The 16581-nt window shown below is 65.0% G+C and carries 14 protein-coding genes; 4 read left to right on the top strand and 10 right to left on the bottom strand.

What is annotated here, in order from left to right; genetic code table 11:
• Window positions 1–24 precede the first annotated feature (24 nt).
• The 4 genes from NKJ34_RS09740 to NKJ34_RS09725 are packed head-to-tail and all read right to left on the bottom strand — an operon-like array spanning window position 25 to window position 2844.
• Complete coding sequence (locus tag NKJ34_RS09740; RefSeq protein WP_253738099.1) at window positions 25–294, bottom strand: FeoC-like transcriptional regulator; 270 nt, start codon at window positions 292–294, stop codon at window positions 25–27.
• Window positions 291–734, bottom strand: a complete 444-nt coding sequence (locus NKJ34_RS09735) for a hypothetical protein (RefSeq protein WP_253738098.1) — start codon at window positions 732–734, stop codon at window positions 291–293. The genes NKJ34_RS09740 and NKJ34_RS09735 overlap by 4 nt, the downstream gene beginning before the upstream one ends.
• Entirely contained in the window at window positions 734–2524 is a 1791-nt protein-coding gene (locus tag NKJ34_RS09730) for a ferrous iron transporter B (protein ID WP_253738097.1), read from the bottom strand. The genes NKJ34_RS09735 and NKJ34_RS09730 overlap by 1 nt, the downstream gene beginning before the upstream one ends.
• Window positions 2524–2844 (bottom strand): FeoA family protein, encoded by a 321-nt coding sequence (locus NKJ34_RS09725; protein WP_253738096.1) that lies wholly within the window; start codon window positions 2842–2844, stop codon window positions 2524–2526. Before NKJ34_RS09725 ends, NKJ34_RS09730 begins: the two co-directional genes overlap by 1 nt.
• A gap of 239 nt (window positions 2845–3083) precedes the next feature.
• Between NKJ34_RS09725 and glpK the strand changes: the two genes are divergently transcribed.
• Window positions 3084–4622, top strand: a complete 1539-nt coding sequence (gene glpK, locus NKJ34_RS09720) for a glycerol kinase GlpK (protein WP_253738095.1) — start codon at window positions 3084–3086, stop codon at window positions 4620–4622.
• 216 nt (window positions 4623–4838) lie between these two features.
• On the opposite strand, the gene sufD is transcribed toward glpK, so the two are convergent.
• The 4 genes from sufD to NKJ34_RS09700 all read right to left on the bottom strand — a co-directional run bounded on the left by sufD (window position 4839) and on the right by NKJ34_RS09700 (window position 11295).
• Window positions 4839–6047, bottom strand: a complete 1209-nt coding sequence (gene sufD / locus NKJ34_RS09715) for a Fe-S cluster assembly protein SufD (RefSeq protein ID WP_253738094.1) — start codon at window positions 6045–6047, stop codon at window positions 4839–4841.
• Complete coding sequence (gene sufB, locus NKJ34_RS09710; protein ID WP_253738093.1) at window positions 6044–7471, bottom strand: Fe-S cluster assembly protein SufB; 1428 nt, start codon at window positions 7469–7471, stop codon at window positions 6044–6046. The genes sufD and sufB overlap by 4 nt, the downstream gene beginning before the upstream one ends.
• Window positions 7472–7522: 51 nt before the next feature.
• Window positions 7523–8440: an ABC transporter ATP-binding protein gene (locus NKJ34_RS09705; protein ID WP_253738092.1), complete on the bottom strand. Its 918-nt coding sequence runs from the start codon at window positions 8438–8440 to the stop codon at window positions 7523–7525.
• A 134-nt stretch (window positions 8441–8574) separates the two neighbouring features.
• On the bottom strand, window positions 8575–11295 hold the full coding sequence (locus NKJ34_RS09700; protein ID WP_253738091.1) for a DNA-directed DNA polymerase: 2721 nt from the start codon (window positions 11293–11295) through the stop codon (window positions 8575–8577).
• Window positions 11296–11426: 131 nt separating this feature from the next.
• Here NKJ34_RS09700 and NKJ34_RS09695 point away from each other — a divergent pair, with 131 nt between their 5' ends.
• From NKJ34_RS09695 to NKJ34_RS09685, 3 genes are read left to right on the top strand one after another with little or no spacing between them, the layout of a single operon-like run.
• Window positions 11427–11600 carry a DUF7331 family protein gene (locus NKJ34_RS09695; protein ID WP_253738090.1) on the top strand — a complete coding sequence of 58 codons (174 nt, stop codon included), beginning with the start codon at window positions 11427–11429 and terminating at the stop codon, window positions 11598–11600.
• Between the two features lie 51 nt (window positions 11601–11651).
• A complete protein-coding gene (locus NKJ34_RS09690; protein WP_253738089.1) occupies window positions 11652–12071 on the top strand; it encodes a DUF7322 domain-containing protein in 420 nt (139 codons plus the stop codon).
• A 26-nt stretch (window positions 12072–12097) separates the two neighbouring features.
• The gene (locus NKJ34_RS09685) at window positions 12098–12526 is read left to right on the top strand and encodes a DUF7346 family protein (RefSeq protein ID WP_253738088.1); all 429 of its coding nucleotides are present in this window, start codon (window positions 12098–12100) and stop codon (window positions 12524–12526) included.
• Here NKJ34_RS09685 and rad50 read toward each other — a convergent pair.
• A complete protein-coding gene (rad50, locus tag NKJ34_RS09680; RefSeq protein ID WP_253738087.1) occupies window positions 12523–15222 on the bottom strand; it encodes a DNA double-strand break repair ATPase Rad50 in 2700 nt (899 codons plus the stop codon). The two genes, NKJ34_RS09685 and rad50, sit on opposite strands and share 4 nt — an antisense overlap.
• Entirely contained in the window at window positions 15219–16472 is a 1254-nt protein-coding gene (mre11, locus tag NKJ34_RS09675; RefSeq protein WP_253738086.1) for a DNA double-strand break repair protein Mre11, read from the bottom strand. The genes rad50 and mre11 overlap by 4 nt, the downstream gene beginning before the upstream one ends.
• Between the last annotated feature and the right edge of the window lie 109 nt (window positions 16473–16581).

Raw genomic sequence — 16581 nt, 5'->3', positions numbered from 1 at the left:
AGCCGGCGGGGGACGACACCGCGGCTACCGGTCGACGGTCGGGGCTTCGATGAGCGCCCGGCCCTCGGCCGAGACGACGTACTGGACGGGGCTGTCCATCGGACCGCAGGCGTCGGCCATCGGGCAGGAGCCACACGCGCCCTCGGCGCAGTCGACCTCCATGAGGTGGCCCCGCCGACACATCGTGTCGATCATCCCGCGGACGGCGTCCTCGCGCCGGTCGAGCTCGACGGCGATCCGTGCGGGTGGATCCCCGGCGGCCAGTCGAGCGAGTACGCGGCGGTAGGTGCTCACGGCGATCCCTCCCGCGAGCGGTAGGCCAGCGCGGCGAGCGCGAAGGGGGCCGCGAGCACCGCTGGCGAGTACGGCGGCCCCATCGCGGCGAGGACCTCGCCGCTGCCGGCGACCCACACCTCCGAGTCGCCGGGGACCGCGCCGAGCAGCCGCCCGAGCAGGTCGGCGCCGGCGACGATCCAGACCATCACACTCGCCATGAACACACGGGCCTGCATCGCGGGATTGGCGAGCCCCTCGGTCGCGCCCTGAAAGTAGAACACCCCCGCCGACAGCAGAACGATCCCGCGCCACAATAGGAACGTGCCGGAGACCGAAACCACCGCGAGCGTCGACTGTGGGTCGGGAATCGCGAGGCCGACCCCGCGGGCGACCGCGAGCAGGCCAGCGAGGCCGACCGCCACGCCGAGCAGCCCGAAGTAGGCGTCGTCGAAGCGCATCAGGCCACCCCCAGAAGGGTTCCGCCGAGTCTGAGCAGCCCGCCCCAGAGGAACAGCGCGGCCACGAGCGTGGCGAGCGCGCCGCCGACCACCCGGAGGACGCCACCCCCGGTGCGGCCCTCCTTGATCAGCATGGCGAACGTCGCCACACACGGGAAGTAGATGCTCACCATCACGACCGACATCACCGTCTGGAAGGGCGTCATCGGGATGGCGCTCAGTTGGGCGATCGCGAGATCCTTCCGCATGAACCCCGCGATCAGCGCCGGCACCGTCTCGGATGGAACGCCGAACCAGCCGGACAACACCGGCCCGAGGACGGTCGCCAGCCAGTCGACGACCCCGCCGAGATACAGCAAGTTGACCACCCCGACCCCCGCCAACACGAACGGGACCGCCGAGGTCATGAAGCCGCGGATCCGCAGGGAGAGTTTGGTCGACACGTTGGAGGGCCGCGGCCGGCGCAGCGGCGGGATGTCGACGGCGACCTCCGGGGACGACCCCGGCACGAGCCGGTTTATGATCGCCCCGAAGACGAAGAAGCCCGCCAGCAGGTACAGCAGGATGTAGCCCGTGTACTGCGGGATGAGCGAGAGCATGACCCCCAACTGGGCCCCACAGGGGATGAACACCGACAGCAGCGTCATCGTCAGAAAGCGCTGTTTGTCGGTTTCGAGGGTTCGCGTGGCGGCGACGCCGGGGACGTTACAGCCGAACGACAGCACCATCGGAACGATCGCGTAGCCGTGGAGGCCGATCCGGTGGAAGGCGGCGTCCAGCAGCACCGCCAGTCGCGCCATGTATCCCGAATCCTCCAGCAGCGCGAGGACGAGATACAGCGCGAGGATCGCCGGCAGGACGACGCCGACGGCGACGAACAGTCCGCTCGTGAGCACGCCGAAGGCCTCGAAGCTGTTTGTCGCCGCCGGATCCCCCACGAGCAGGAAGTAGAGCCACCCGCCCTCGCCGGGGAACACCGACTGGATCCACGGCAGCCAGTGGTCGTCGAACAGCGGGACGAAGTAGCCGTCGGTAAAGAAGCCCGCAACCGCGGTGAAAAACGCCCACATACCGTAGAGGACGGCGACGGCAAACGGGAGGCCCGTCTTGGGGGCGACGGTCAACCGGCCGAGGTGGTCGGCCAGCGAGGGGGCGGTCTCCCGGTAGGTGACCGCCGACTCAACGACGGCGTCGACCAGCTCCCAGCGTGCGGCGGGATCGTCGCCCTCGACCGAGCCCTCGAGGTCGCCGTCGACCCCCGGCGGCAGCCGGTCGATGATCCCCGACAGCGAGGACGGGCGGGCCCGGTCGAGCGTCGATCGGAGGTCGTCGACGCCGACGCCCTCGGTGGCGACCGTCGGGACGACCGGCACCCCCAGCAGGTCACTCAGTGCCTCGACGTCGACGTCGACACCCTGCTGGCGGGCCTCGTCCCACATGTTGAGCGCGACCACCGCCCGGTGGCCGCGGTCGAGCAGTTCGAGTACGAGGTTCAGCCCGCGTTCGATCCGGGTCGCGTCGACGACACAGACGACGATCGGGTCCGACGCGTCTTCGAGGAACTCGACGGCGACGGCCTCCGCGCGATCCGTCGGCTCCAGCGAAAACGTCCCCGGCACGTCGACGACGGGGACGGTCCCGTCGTCGAGAGCCAGTTGGCTCTCGGTGTACTCGACGGTCGTCCCCGCGTAGTTGGATTCGGAGATGCTCGCGCCGGCGAGTCTGTTGAACAGTGCGCTCTTGCCGACGTTCGGGTGTCCCATCAACAGGACGGTCGGCGACTGAGCCATCAGTCGGTGACGACGTCCAGTTGGCGGGCGTGAGAGCGACTCAGTGAGACGGTCGACCGACCGACAGAGACGACGACCGGCCCGTCGAAGGGGTGTTTCGTACAGACTTCGATCCGCTTGCCCGGTCGGACGCCCATCGACTCCAGGGTCCGCCGCTCGCAGTCGACACACTCGATCCGTCCCGTCTCGCCACACTCGAGGTCGACGAGCCGCTTGCAGGCTCGCCCGCGTTGGCACTGCCGCCGCTTGGGACAGCCCTGCCCGTCGGCGCTGGATTCGCCGGCCGACTCGCCCGCGTGGGTCGCTCGTGTCTCATCCATTTAGGGTCACCTAACTTCGGATTACCTAAATTTGGGTAGTAGCTTCACCTAAGAATGCCGCCTGTTACCAAAATCTGATAGAGCAACTCGACAGACTGTCTCGATACTTTATTAAAAATGTTAGTACGATGATAATATTTATTGTATGAATCAATGAGTACTAATCGTGGATCGGGTCGCGGTCGACCGGTCGGAGCCCCCGCCGGTCGGTCGGGGCCCCCACAGTGTGACGATCAACAATGGCAACTGAAACCTACGTCGGGTCCATCGATCAAGGGACCACAGGAACGCGGTTCATGGTCTTCGACCATGGTGGTAACGTCGTGGCGAGCGCCTACGAGAAACACGAGCAGATCTACCCGGAACCCGGTTGGGTCGAACACGACCCCGTCGAGATCTGGGAGAACACGAAGTCCGTCATCCACACGGCCCTCGACGAGGGCGGGGTCGACGCCGAGCAACTGGAGGCGATCGGCGTCACCAACCAGCGGGAGACCACCCTGCTGTGGGACGCCGAATCCGGCGATCCGATCGCCAACGCCATCGTCTGGCAGGACCGGCGGACGACCGACCGGATCGAGACCCTCGAAGAGGAGGGGAACGCCGAGATGGTCCAAGAGAAGACCGGCCTCGAACCCGATGCCTACTTCTCGGCGACGAAGGCCGAGTGGCTGCTGGACAACACCGACCCGATCAAACTCCAGCGCGCCCGGCCGCAGGACGTCCGCGAGCGAGCCCAAGACGGCGACATCCTCTTCGGGACGATCGACACGTGGGTGATCTACAACCTCACCGGCAACCACATCACCGACGTCTCGAACGCCTCCCGGACGATGCTGTTCAACATCCACGAGATGGATTGGGACGACGAACTGCTCGCGGAGTTCAACGTTCCCGCGGCGACCCTGCCCGAGGTCCGGCCCTCCTCGGACGACGCGACCTACGGGTCGACCGACGCCGAAGGGTTCCTCGGCGCGGAGGTCCCCGTCGCCGGCGCGCTCGGCGACCAGCAGGCCGCGCTGTTCGGCCAGACCTGTTTCGACTCCGGCGACGCCAAAAACACCTACGGCACCGGCTCGTTCATGCTGATGAACACCGGCAACGAGGCCGTTCCCTCCGACCACGGCCTGCTGACGACCGTCGGCTTCCAGCGATCCGGCGAGCCCGTCCAGTACGCCCTCGAAGGGGCGATCTTCATCACCGGTGCGGCCGTCGAGTGGCTCGAAGATATGACGCTGATCGACGACGCCATGGAGTCCGAGGCCGTCGCCCGCAGCGTCGACTCCACCGATGGCGTCTACTTCGTCCCCGCCTTCACCGGTCTCGGCGCGCCCCACTGGGACCAGCGGGCCCGCGGCACCATCGTCGGGATGACCCGCGGCACCCGACGCGAGCACATCGTCCGGGCGACATTGGAAGCGATCGCCTTCCAGACCAAGGACGTCGCCGAGGCGATGGTCGAGGACTCGGGGATCGAACTCAGCGACCTCCGTGTCGACGGTGGCGCGGTCAAGAACAACTTCCTCTGCCAACTACAGGCCGACATCGTCGGCACCGACATCGTCCGCCCGGTCGTCGACGAGACCACGGCGCTCGGTTCGGCCTACGCCGCCGGCCTCGCGGTCGGCTACTGGGAGACGGTCGACGAACTCCGGGACAACTGGCAGGTCGACCGCGAGTTCGAGGTCGATCCCGACGCCGACTACGAAGCCGAGTTCGACCGCTGGCACGACGCCGTCGACCGGTCGCTCGACTGGGCCCAGTCCAGCGACGAGTAGTCGGCCAAGCCGTCCAATCCGGCTCGTAGCGAGGTGTCGCCGCCGCCGGCCAGTCGACGACCGCAGCGTCAGGTCGTCGACCACGGCGTCAAGTCGTCAGCCGCGGTGTCGAGCCGCCGACTACAGCGTCGACACGAATCGTCGACGGTTGTTGTACGCGATCACCACTGGCCAGTGACGGACGAAATATAAAACGAGAAACAGCAGAACGTCGCGTTAGTCGAGGCGAGCGATGATGAGGTCCGAGAGGTCCTCGCGGAACGCCTCGACGTCGATCTCTTCGAGCACCGGCACGAAGAAGCCCTCGACGAGCATGTTCCGGGCCGTGTTGGGATCGATCGACCGGGAAGTCATATACAGGAGGTCCTCTTGGTCGACTTGCCCGACAGTCGCCGAGTGGCTGGCCTCGGTGTCGTGGTTCTTGATGATCAGTTTGGGCGAGGCGTCGGCCTCCGACTCATCGGAGAGCATCAGCGTGTTCTCACGCTGGTAGGAACTCGTGTTCCACGCGCCCTCGCCGACGTCCTGGACGCCCTCGTACACCGATCGAGCCACGTCGTCGAGCACGCCACGGGTGACGAGATCGGCCGTCGTGTGTTCGGCACGGTGCCAGACACGGGCGTTGACGTCGATGTGTTGGTCGTCGTGACCGAAGAACGCGCCGACGATCTTCGTCTCGGAGCTGTCGCCGTCGAGTTCGGTCTCGACGTCCGAACGGGTCAGCCGCGAGCCGATGTTGCCCTCGATCCAGTTGGCGGTGGCGTAGGTGTCGGTCACCGCGCGCTTGAGAGTGACGTGGTAGGTCTCCTCGTCGAGGTTCTGCAACGAGCCGAACTGGACGTAGCTGTTCTCGCCAGCGACGACTTCGACGATGTTGCTGAAGTAGCGGTCGCCCTCGACGTCCTCGCCGGACTCGATGGACTCCAGAATCGTCGCGGAGGCCGACTCCTCGGTGACGACGAGCGTCTGGCTGAACAGTGATCGGGAGTTCATCTCCGCGCGGATCTCGATGTCCTCGGCGTCGACGCCCTCGGGGACGTAGACGACCGTCCCTGTGGTGAACAGCGCCGCCGACAGCGCGGTCAGGTAGTTCTCCTCAGGGTCGACGATCGAGCCGAAGTGCTCCTCGAGGAGTTCCTCGTGGTCTTCGAGGGCCTCGACGAACGAGAGCACTTCCGCGCCCTCGGCTTCGACGCGCTCGGTCGCGTCGGACTGGTCGAGGGGGTCGACCAGGTTCTCGAAATCGAGGGATTCGAGGTCGGTCCAGCGCCGGCCGGGCGTCTGGATGACGTCGGGGAGTTCGAGTTCGTCGAGGGCTTCGAGCGCCGACAGGCGGCGTTCGAGGAGCCACTCGGGCTCGTCGCGGGCCTCGGAAATCTCTTCGACGGTCTCCGCCGAGAGGCTGGCTGGAACCTGCACGCTCATCCGAGCGAGCCCTCCATCTCAAGCTCGACGAGGCGGTTGAGTTCGACCGCGTACTCGATCGGCAGTTCCTCCGTGATCGGCTCGATGAAGCCCGAGACGATCATCTGCTTGGCGTCGTCATCGTCCAAGCCGCGGCTCTGGAGGTAGAAGATGTCCTCGTCGCCGATCTTGCCGACGGTCGCCTCGTGGGCGACGTCGACTTTCGACTCGTTGATCTCCATGTACGGCATTGTATCGGAGGTCGACTCGTTGTCGAACATCAGCGCGTCACACTCGACGGCCGTCGAGGAGTTCTCCGCGCCGTCGGCGATGTGGACCAGCCCGCGGTAGTTGGTCCGACCGCCGTCCTTCGAGATCGATTTCGACTCGATGGTCGACTTCGTCTCGGGGGCGTTGTGGTAGACCTTCGCGCCGGTGTCGATGTTCTGGCCCTCGCCCGCGAAGGCGATGGTGATGTGGTTGTCCGACGCGCCGCGACCCTTGAGGATCGAGGCGGGGTACAGCATCGTGGCCTTCGAGCCCATCGAGCCCGAAATCCATTCCATGCGGCCGTTCTTCTCAACGATGGCGCGCTTGGTGTTGAGGTTGTAGGTGTTCTTCGACCAGTTCTGGACCGTCGAGTACTGGACGTGAGCGTCCTCGCCGACGAAGACCTCGACGCCTCCCGAGTGGAGGTTGAACGCCGAGTATTTCGGCGCGGAACAGCCCTCGATGTAGTGGACCTCCGAGCCCTCCTCGGCGACGATGAGGGTGTGCTCGAACTGGCCCATCCCCTCGGAGTTCATCCGGAAGTAGGCCTGAATCGGCATCTCGACGGTGGTGTCTTCGGGGATGTAGACGAACGAACCGCCCGACCAGATCGCCCCGTGGAGCGCGGCGAACTTGTTGTCGCTCGGCGGGACACACTTGGTCATGAAGTACTCCTTGACGATCTCTTCGTGTTCCTGGACGGCCTTGTCCATGTCACAGAAGATGACGCCCTTTTCCTCCCACTGTTCCTGCATGTTCTGGTAGACGATCTCCGACTCGTACTGCGCGCCGACGCCCGACAACGCGTTCTTCTCGGCTTCCGGGATGCCGAGCTTGTCGAAGGTGTCCTTGATATCGTCCGGCAGGTCCGTCCAGTCGTCGACGCCGCCGCGGACGTCGATGTCAGGTCGGATATACGGAACGATCTCGTCTACGTCGACCTCCGAGAGGTCCGGGATCTCGGGCCAGTCGGTCGGCATCGGCATGTTCTGGAAGTGCTCGAGCGCACGGAGGCGGCGCTGGAGCATCCACTCGGGTTCGTCCTTGTCCTCGGAGATGACGCGAATCGTCTCCTCGGTGAGGCCCTTCTCGCTTTTGAAGGCGGAAGCTTCCTCCTTCTTGAATTCGAACCGGGCTTCAGTGTTTGTTTCTTGGAGTTCTTCGTTTGAGCTCATGTATTGTGTTTGGTTTTGGTTGCTTATAGTGTTGTGTGTAAGCTTGAGTAGTCACGCCGTCTCGTAGACGTCCTCACGGACCCAGTCGTAGCCCTTGTCTTCGAGCTTCTCGGCCAGCTCGGCGCCGCCGCTTTTGGCGATCTTACCGTCGAGCATGACGTGAACGTGGTCGGGTTCGACGTAGTCGAGGATGCGCTGGTAGTGGGTGATCTGGAGGATGCCGGTCCCCTGCTCGTCGCGGAGGGCATTGATGCCGTCGGAGACGTCCTGCAGACGGTCGATGTCGAGTCCGGAGTCGATCTCGTCGAGTACGGCGATGGCGGGTTCGAGCAGTGCGGCCTGGAGGACCTCGTTCTGTTTCTTCTCGCCGCCGGAGAAGCCGGCGTTGAGATAGCGGGTCATGAACTTCTCGTCCATATCGAGCAGCTCCATCTTCTCGCTGAGGATCTGCTGGAACTCGGCGACGCCGATCTCGCCGTCGTCAGCGGGGCCTTCCATCGGCGAGGTGTCGTAGCCGTCGTCCTCGTCGTCGTCGGCTTCGGCCTCGTCTTCGTCCTCGAACAGTTCCTCGCGTTCCTCGGCCTTGGCGTTGAGCGCCTGTCGGAGGAAGCTCGTCATGGTGACGCCCTCGATCTCGGCCGGATACTGGAAGCCGAGGAAGATGCCGAGCGCCGCGCGCTCGTTGGGTTCGAGATCGAGCAGATCCCACGTCAGGTCCTCGTCGTCGACCTCGACGTCGATGTCTGCGACGTCCGCCTCGTCGAGTTCGAGGAGGATTTCGCCCTCGGTTACCTCGTAGGCCGGGTGGCCCGCGATGACTTTGGCCGTGGTGGACTTCCCCGAGCCGTTGGGGCCCATCAGGGCGTGGATCTCTCCGGAGTTGACTTCGAGGTCGACGCCCCGAAGGATGGTCTCTCCGTCCTCTTCTGCGACTGCTGCGTGTAGATTGTTGATTGCGAGTGTTGCCATTGGTGATTCGTCGCCTCGTATGATGTACGTCGGGGGTTACGCCCATAATGGTTACGGAATCCCCCCTTCAAATCTGCCGATGGGGAAAGAAAAATTTCTAAATCAAAAAGACACCCCGGTTCCTGACACCGCAGCTACCAGTACTGTTCGAGACCGGTCTGGGTCTGGCCGGTCTTGATCTCCTCCCACGACATTCCCAGCGCCTCGATCACCCGCGAGATCGGTCCCTTGAGCGTCTTGTCGAGCATCTTGTCGAGGTCGACCTCGAACTCCTCGGGGATCTGGTCGGCGTACTCGAAGCAGATCACGTCGGGGTCGCGTTTGAACTCCCCATAGAGGGGATCGCGTTGCGGATCGAGCCCCTCCTCGTCTTCCATCCGCCGGAAGAACGAGGGGTGGACGTTTTCGAGATAGAGCCGCTTGGGCTTCGAGCCGCGGTCGAAGTTGGTGCCCAGCATGAGGTTGGCGTACTGTGCGCCGCGGACCTGTGCCGTGGGTGTCTCGTAGGCGTCCAGTCGTTTGCCGATCCCGCCGGGGATGCCGATCTCGTCGACGCTCCGCTCGCCGTTGCGGAACTCCTCGATAACCGTCGTGAGGTACGCCCGAACTTCCTCGATGTCGTCGTCGACGTCGTCGCCAGTGACGATCGTCTCGATGACGTCCTTCTGAACCTGTTTGGTAATCGGCGCGATATCCGAGCGTTTGTACTCGAAACCAGTGATGTCGATGTCGTCGACGTCCTTGCCCTCCTTCCAGATGATGTGGCCCGCGTACCGCTTTTTCGTCCCTGCTTGGAAGAAGCGCCGGTAGAGCTTCTCGAACTCGATCTGGAACCGGTGGGCCTCGGCGTTGAGTTCCTCGCTGGCGAAGTCGTCGTAGCGGCCGTTGATGTACTCCTCGATCTCGAAGGATTGATCGATGGCATCCTGTTTCGGGACCTCCTTGCCGAGTTCGAGCATCACCGAGTCGGTATCCCCGTATGCGATCTCGTAATCGAGTTCGTTGGCTGCTGTCGCAGTGAAGTCGATGACTTCTCGTCCGGTGGCGGTGACCGCTGCCGCCCCTTCCTTATCGTAGAGCCGGAACCGATCCCACCCCGTTACGCCGTAGAGTGAGTTCATAATCACCTTTACTGCGGCCTGTTGGCGGTCGAAAATAGCGTACTCTGAGCTCTCCGGGTCGTGCTGATTCCGGAGTTCTTTCTTGTTCTCCCGCTCGGTCAACAACTCGTCGACCATCTCCCGCATGATCCCGTCGGGCTCCTTGCGGAACCGGCTCCCGTTGGGTGCGCGGTAGGTTTCGCCCTCGAAGTCCTCGTCGACCTTCGTCTCGGGGCCGGCGTTGATCGTCACCATACACATCGGATACAGGCTCTTGAGGTCGAGTACGGTGACGTTCTCCTTGACGCCGGTAATCGGGTCGAAGACGGCCCCGCCTTCGAACTCCTCGGCGTCCTGTTTCCCCTTCGTTGGAAGCGCGAACTTCCCGTAGGCCTTGTGGAGGACGTACTGGTCGACCGCGTCGCCGGGCGTCGGTGCGTCTTCGAGCTTGCAGCCGACGAACTTGCGCACCTCGTCCCAGAAGGCGATCAGGTTTTGCTTGCGGTCGATCTCGACACAGAGTTCCACGTCCCGAAGGTTGTATTCGAGAAGCCGTGTGGGGTCGTTTTCCCAGAGATCGCCGATGTCGCCCGAATACCGTTCCTTTCCCACGTCGAGTTCCGTCTCGCCGACGGCATCGAGCCGGTAGGAGTCGAGTTCGGTAAACTGGGTGCGCTTGTAGCCGTACAGCAGGTCGAAGACGACTCGGCCCTTGATATCGGGGCCACCCCAGCCCGAGCGCCAGACCTCGTTCACACGGGAGAGCCGATCTATCGAGAGATCCAGATCAGTCTCCTTGTCGACCACTTCCATCCGGTCGAGGAAGTACGGCGCGTCGAAATCCTCGAAGTTCCAGCCGGTGAGCACGTCCGGATCGGTAGCCTCAATATAACTAACAAAAGCATCCAGCATCGCGGCTTCGGTCTCGAAGCTCCGGACGTCGACGCTCATCCCCTCCCGATACGGATCGTAGTCGGGCAGTGCGTCGGGGGCTTCGCCGTCACCCTCGGGAGCCTCGTAGAGCCACGCGATGTACTCCTCGTCGAAGGAGTCGTAGCTGGTGAGACAGACGATCTCTTCCTCGCCGTCCTCGGGGAACCCCCGGCGGTCGTCGACCTCGATATCGAAGATGTTCACCCGGAGGTCGCCGTCGACGTCCGCGGGAACGACCTCGTTGTGCGGGACCTGAATCGAGTCGTCCTCAAGTCGACGCTCGGAGACCTCGATCCCACTGTTGATTCCCTTGTCGATCAGGAACCGGTTCGGGAACAGGATGTCGGCCTCGTAGTGGTCGAACTCGTCGCGGATCTGGCCGACGTCCCGCGGCGTGCGGCCGATGACCTGCGTGAGCTTTTCGCCACGGATACTCTCGAAGGGCTCGCCGTCGGCGTCGGTCTCGCGGCTGTCGACGATAACGTCGTACTCGTTTTCGGGCGGCGCGTCCAGCGAGTCGGTCGGCACGTAAAAGTAGGGCTCGAATCCGAGCACCCGGACGTGTTCGTGGCTGCCGTCCTCGCGGCGTCCGAAGACGTGGATCACGGGGTGTTCGTCGCTGCCGCGGCCTTCGATGGTGTAGTCGACCTGTGTGACCATCAGCTCGACCGTCCCCGTCGAGTCGGGGAACTTCGCCGCGTCGATGTCGACCACCTCGCTGATCCGCCCGCCGCCGTTGCCCGCGACGACGGCCGCGGCCGCCGCCTCCGAGTCGTCGTCGCCCTCGGCGGCAGCAAACGTCGAGAGATCCGCCTGTGTCATAGCCACTGGTTGGGTCGTTCGGATAAAAAGACCGGGCTTTCGCCACCCTGCGCGACGGTCGGCACGCTGAGCGGTAACGATTGGCGTAACGACAAGGTATTTACTGTGTCAAACGTTACCACGTACTAACTATGGCAACCCACGCAGACGACAGACGGTGGGATCGTACCGAGAGGTCCGAACCGGCAGAGATCGCAACCGTCGAGTCCTACGAGGTCGACGGTGGCGTGGTGTTCTACGACGCGGAAAACCCGCTTGCGTGGGTCGAAGCGAGCCAGACAGTGACCCTGCGGGACCGCGCCTGAGCCGGTCGAACGAACACGAATCCTTTTGCGACTCCCAGCCCTCAACCGAGTGTGTCCGGCGACACGACTGACGACGACACGGAGCCACCCGGTCCGTGGGCCGACCCCGAAGCGCCGTTCGGCGACCCCGAGGAGTCAGGACTGTTCTCCGAGTTCTCGGAGCCAACCGACGACGAGATAGACCCCGACGCGCTCGCCGCCGACCTCGGGGACGTCGACTCCGAACTCCTCAACACCTTCACCGTCTGTGTCCTCCTCGCCGACGTCGGCCTCCTGCTTGTCAGCGCCGGCGCGCTGCTGATCGTCGCCCGCGGCTGGCTGCGGATTGGTGGGGGGCTCGTCGTTATTGGCTCCCTAGCGCTGGTTCGACTGGCCCAACACTACCGGTCGTACAGCCGCAGTCGGTCGACGACCGGCGACGATGCGGAGCCGACCGACGAGGTGGTGGCCGAGACGGGACACAACCGCTAACACCATCGATCCCCTCCGTCGACCGAATGCGAACCGTATCCGACACAGACGGCACCCGCTATCTCCTTCGCAAACAGTCGAGCGACACCAGTCTCGTCTACGACCCCGAAACGGGAACCGAGCAGTACATCGACAACGAGGAACTCAAGGCAGTCGACGGCGAGTCGCCGCTCGTCACGGCGGCAGGCGCGATCGACGCCCCGGTGCGGCGGCTGCTGACGGCGACCCACGACGACCAGTCGCTGGGCCTGCTTGTCGAGTTGGTCGACCGGGGGCCCTGCTCGGTGCTGGAGCTACTCGACAGCTACGACCTCTGTGAAAGCGACCTCCACGGGCTGCTCACCGAGTTCCGGGCGGCCGGACTCATCAAGGAGTCGACCGCCGACGGACGGCGTGGCTACGATGCGACCGATCTCGCAACGACGGCGGTCGGTCAGCTTCGGACGGATAGTTAGTCGTCGCCTACCTGCCCGAGGACGGCCAGATCGGCCGCGTCGGTATGGGTCACCGTCGACTCGTTCGTCGTCGGGTTCTTTTCGACCGTCAGCAGGTCGTCGGCCGCGCCGACGAGTTCGTCGTCGTGGCTGACGATGAGGATCTGCCGGACGCCGAAGCCCCGCATCTCCTCGACGAGGTCGACCAGCCGGCCGACGTGACCCGAATCGAGGAACACCGTCGGTTCGTCCAGAATGAGTGGGGGCGTCGGCGCTGCCCCTTCGATCCCCTCGGCCAGCAGCCGGTAGATCGCACACCGGAGGCTGAGGTTGAACAGCGCCCGCTCGCCGCCCGACAGCTGATCAGGTTCGAGCGGCTGGTCGTCCTTCTGGTAGACGGTGAGTTCGTACTGGCCGTCGAGTTTGATATGCGAGTAGGCGTCGTTGCCGTAGACGAGTTCGAACGTCTCGTTGAGCATCCGTTCGAGGGTCTCGACGTTCCGCCGCCGGAGTTCGGTCCGGAGGTCGCCGTACATCGCCTCCAGCGACTCGGTTTCCTCGTGGAGGGCTTCGAGTTCGTCGACGCGGGCGGCGAGTGCCTCGCGCTGCTCGCGGAGCGTTTCGAGGTCGTCGAGGGCGTTCTTGATCCCGCCGATGGCGTTCTGGAGTTCGTCGCGCCGCTCCCGGAGCGAATCGAGTTCCGCGGTGACGCGCTCGATGTAGTCCTCGGCGTTGGCCTTTCGCTGGCGGGCCTCCTCGACGGTCGACTCGTCGAAGGCGTCCCGAAGCTCGTCCCGCTGGTCGCGCTTGTCGGCCAGCCAGCGGCGGCGCTCCTCGTTGCGCTCGGCCAGCGATTCGCGCCGCTCGGCGAGACGGTCGATCCGCGAGACGCAGTCGTCGATCTCGCCGCGTAGCTCGTCGATCGCCTCGAGCCGCTCGATGGCCGCGGTGATCTCGGCGCGGCGATCGGTCCGGTTCTCGATCTCCTCGCGGGTGTCGACTGCCTCTTCGCGTTTCCGCTCGGCTGCCTCGCGGCGGTCGGCGGCTTCGGCCCGCTTGTCGGCAGCGTCCTCGCGTTTAGCCGTGGCCGTCTCGCGCTTCTCGGTGGCCGTCTCGCGGCGGGTTTCGATCCGATCGGCGAGTCGTTCGCGCTCGGATTCGAGCTCCGAGAGCGTCGATTCGGCCTCGACGAGTTCGGTCGCGGTCTCGATGTCGTCCTCGACTGCCTTGCGCTGGTCTCGCAACTCCGCGAGTTCCGATTCGAGTTCCGAGATCCGGTCGCGCTGGTCGTCGATATCGGTGACGTGGGGCGCATCGTCGACCGGCTGCCCACAGGTCGGGCAGTTCCCCTCGGCCAGCAGGTCTTCGGCCTCCGTAACCGACGCTTGGAGGCTGTCGAGGGTGGCCTCGGTCTCGGCTACCTGTTCGCCGATCGCTTGGCGGCGCTCCTGGAGTTCCTCGCGGTAGCCCGCTGCCTCGCCGACCGCGATCGGGGCGTTGTCGAACTGCGCGCGGACCTTCGACTGCTCGTCGGCGAGTTCCGCACGCTTTGCTTCGGCCTCCTCGGCGGCTGCTTCGGCTTCCTCGGCGGCTGTTTCGGCCTCCTCGGCGGCCGCCTCGGCCTCCTCGGCTGCGGTCTCCAGTTCGTCGGCGGTCGTTTCGAGGTTGTCCGCCTGGTTCTCGAACCCGGTGGCTTTCACACGGCGGTCGGCGATCGCCTCGCCGAGGGCCTCCTGCTCGTCGGCCAGCGTCGACTGCCGCTCGGCGATCGCGTCGGCCGACGCCTCGTCGAGTTCGGTCGCCGCGAGTCGGTCGTCGAGGTCGCCTTCGAGTTCTTCGCGTCGATCCCGTGCGGCTCGTTGTTCGTCGCCGAGTTCGTCCCGTTTGGCGGCCGTCTCGCTGATCTCGGTTTCGAGCTCCTCGATTTCGGCTTCGAGGTCGTCGATCTCGGCCTGCCGGTCGCGGTACTCCGCGAGCGTCGACTCGGCGTCCTCGAGCGTCGACTCGGCTTCGGCCTGCTGGTCTTCGTAGTGGTCGATATCGCTCTTGACGTCGGCAAGGTCGGTTTCGAGGCCGTTGAGCCGCTCGTGGAGGTTCTGGGACTCCTTGTCGTCGATCTGGGACTCGACTTGCGTGAGCGAGCCGCGGGCGTCCTTCAACACGTCGTCGACGCCGAGTCGGGCCTCGCCGGCCCGGTCGCGGTAGGTCTCCAACATCCCCAACTGGAGCAGGTCGTCGATCATGTCCTGTCGCTGCTGTGGGGTGGCGTTGATCAGCTTGTTCACCTCGCCCTGCCGGACGTAGGCGCAGTTGACGAACGCTTCGGCGTCCATCCGTAGCAAGTCACTAACGAAGTTCCGGACTGCACGCGCGCCGTCCCGCGAGACCGACTCGCCGCTGCCGTCGTCGCCTTCGAGGACGCATTTGCTCGTCGAGACCCGGTCGCCGCTCCGCCGAAGGTGGCGCTCGATCCGGTAGTCGACGCCGTCGTGGGTAAACCGGAGTTCGATCTCGGCGTCGTCCTCGCCGTTCCGGATCACGTCGTCGAGCGTTCCCGAGAGGGCTTTCGAGCCGTAGAGGGCGAAGAAACAGGCTTCCAACAGCGAGGACTTGCCGCTACCGTTGAGGCCGTGGATGACGGTGACGCCGTCGCGAAATCGGACGTCAACGTCGCCGTAGGGTTTGAAGTTCGAGAGCCGAAGCCGGCTGAAGATCATTGGAGGTCCTCCAAGGAGAGTTGCCCGTCGGCATCGGCGTCAGCCGTCGGCTCGTCGGTCGTAGTCTCCGAGGTCGGTAGGTCCTCACTACCGTCCGCCGCCGAGTCGGTAGTCGCCGAATTACGTTTCGTGTCGTCGGAACCGGCAGCCACGTCGTCCTCGACGAGCTGTCTGACCTGCTCGCGGACGTTGCTGTCGGCGAGCTTGCTGGCCCGGACCGTCTCGTCAATGTCGAGAGCGGCCTCGGAGAGCTCCAGCTCGCGGATCTTCTCGTCGACCGCCGCGTCGGGATCGGCGAAACTCACCGAGAGTTCGGTCTCGGTATCGATCTCCCGGCGGTCGGTGACGCGGGCGACCAGTGCCCCGCGATCCTGGGCGAACGCCTCGATGTTCGCGGGGGTGACCGGCTCGCCGTCGCCGGTGATCTCGACGCTGACGACCGCGTCGTCGAGGTCGTGTTGGCGGACGCGTTCGCGGACGCGGCTCGATCCTTCGCCCGCCGCGAGGTCGACGCTCACGAAGACGAACGGCCGGGTCTCTACCGAGCGCTGGCGGATGTCGATGCCCGCCGGTCCGGGTTCGGCCTCGAATTCGATGACGTTGTAGCCACGGGCATCGCGCTCGCTCGCGCTCGCACGCTCGGTCGACCCACAGTAGGTGACCCACGTGTCGCCGACCTGCTCGATGCCGGCCTCGTGGTTGTCGCCCAGCAGGACCGCATCGAAGTCGACGCTCGATTCCGTGAGGACGGTCTCGGTCTCCCAGTTGGCGTGGGCAAAGGGCGTAAAGAGACCGTGGCTCACCAGCACGCGGTGGTCGACCGCCTCGCCCGGTGGGGCGAACTCGTAGTCGAGATCCTCGCGCCGGGAGACCGGCACGTGGTCGAGCCCGTAGAGAGCCGTCGAGCCGACCACCACCGGTTCGGCACCGAGCCGAGTTGCGAGATCCATCCGCTCGAAGAGATCGAGCCACTGGCCGCCGCGGGTCGACTCGTGGTTGCCGACGACCGCGAGAAACGGGATCTCGGCGGCCGCGAGCCGGCGGAGCGCGGTGAGCGTCCCCAACAGATCGGGGAGTTCGGGCCGGCGGTCGTGGAACAGGTCCCCGGCGTGGACGAGTGCAGCGACGTCGGTTGCGATGGCGTCGTCGACCACCTGCTCGAAGGCGTCCAGAAAGTCCTGTCGGCGCTCGGCAGAGTGGTACTGCTGGTAGCCGATGTGGGTGTCGCCGGTGTGTATCACCCGTGTCATTGGGAACGGGTTGTTGCTCGTCCGGTATATCGGTTCCGCGGCCCGAGCCGTCGGTTGGCCTCGTGAACCTCACCCACAGAGCGGCGCGTAATCGACGACTACCGGCTCG

This window comes from Halohasta salina, from assembly GCF_024178165.1.
In the GTDB taxonomy this organism is placed as follows: Archaea; Halobacteriota; Halobacteria; order Halobacteriales; family Haloferacaceae; genus Halohasta; species Halohasta salina.
The sequence above is the reverse complement of the archived record's forward strand: the minus strand, read 5'-3'. Positions and strand labels throughout refer to the sequence as shown.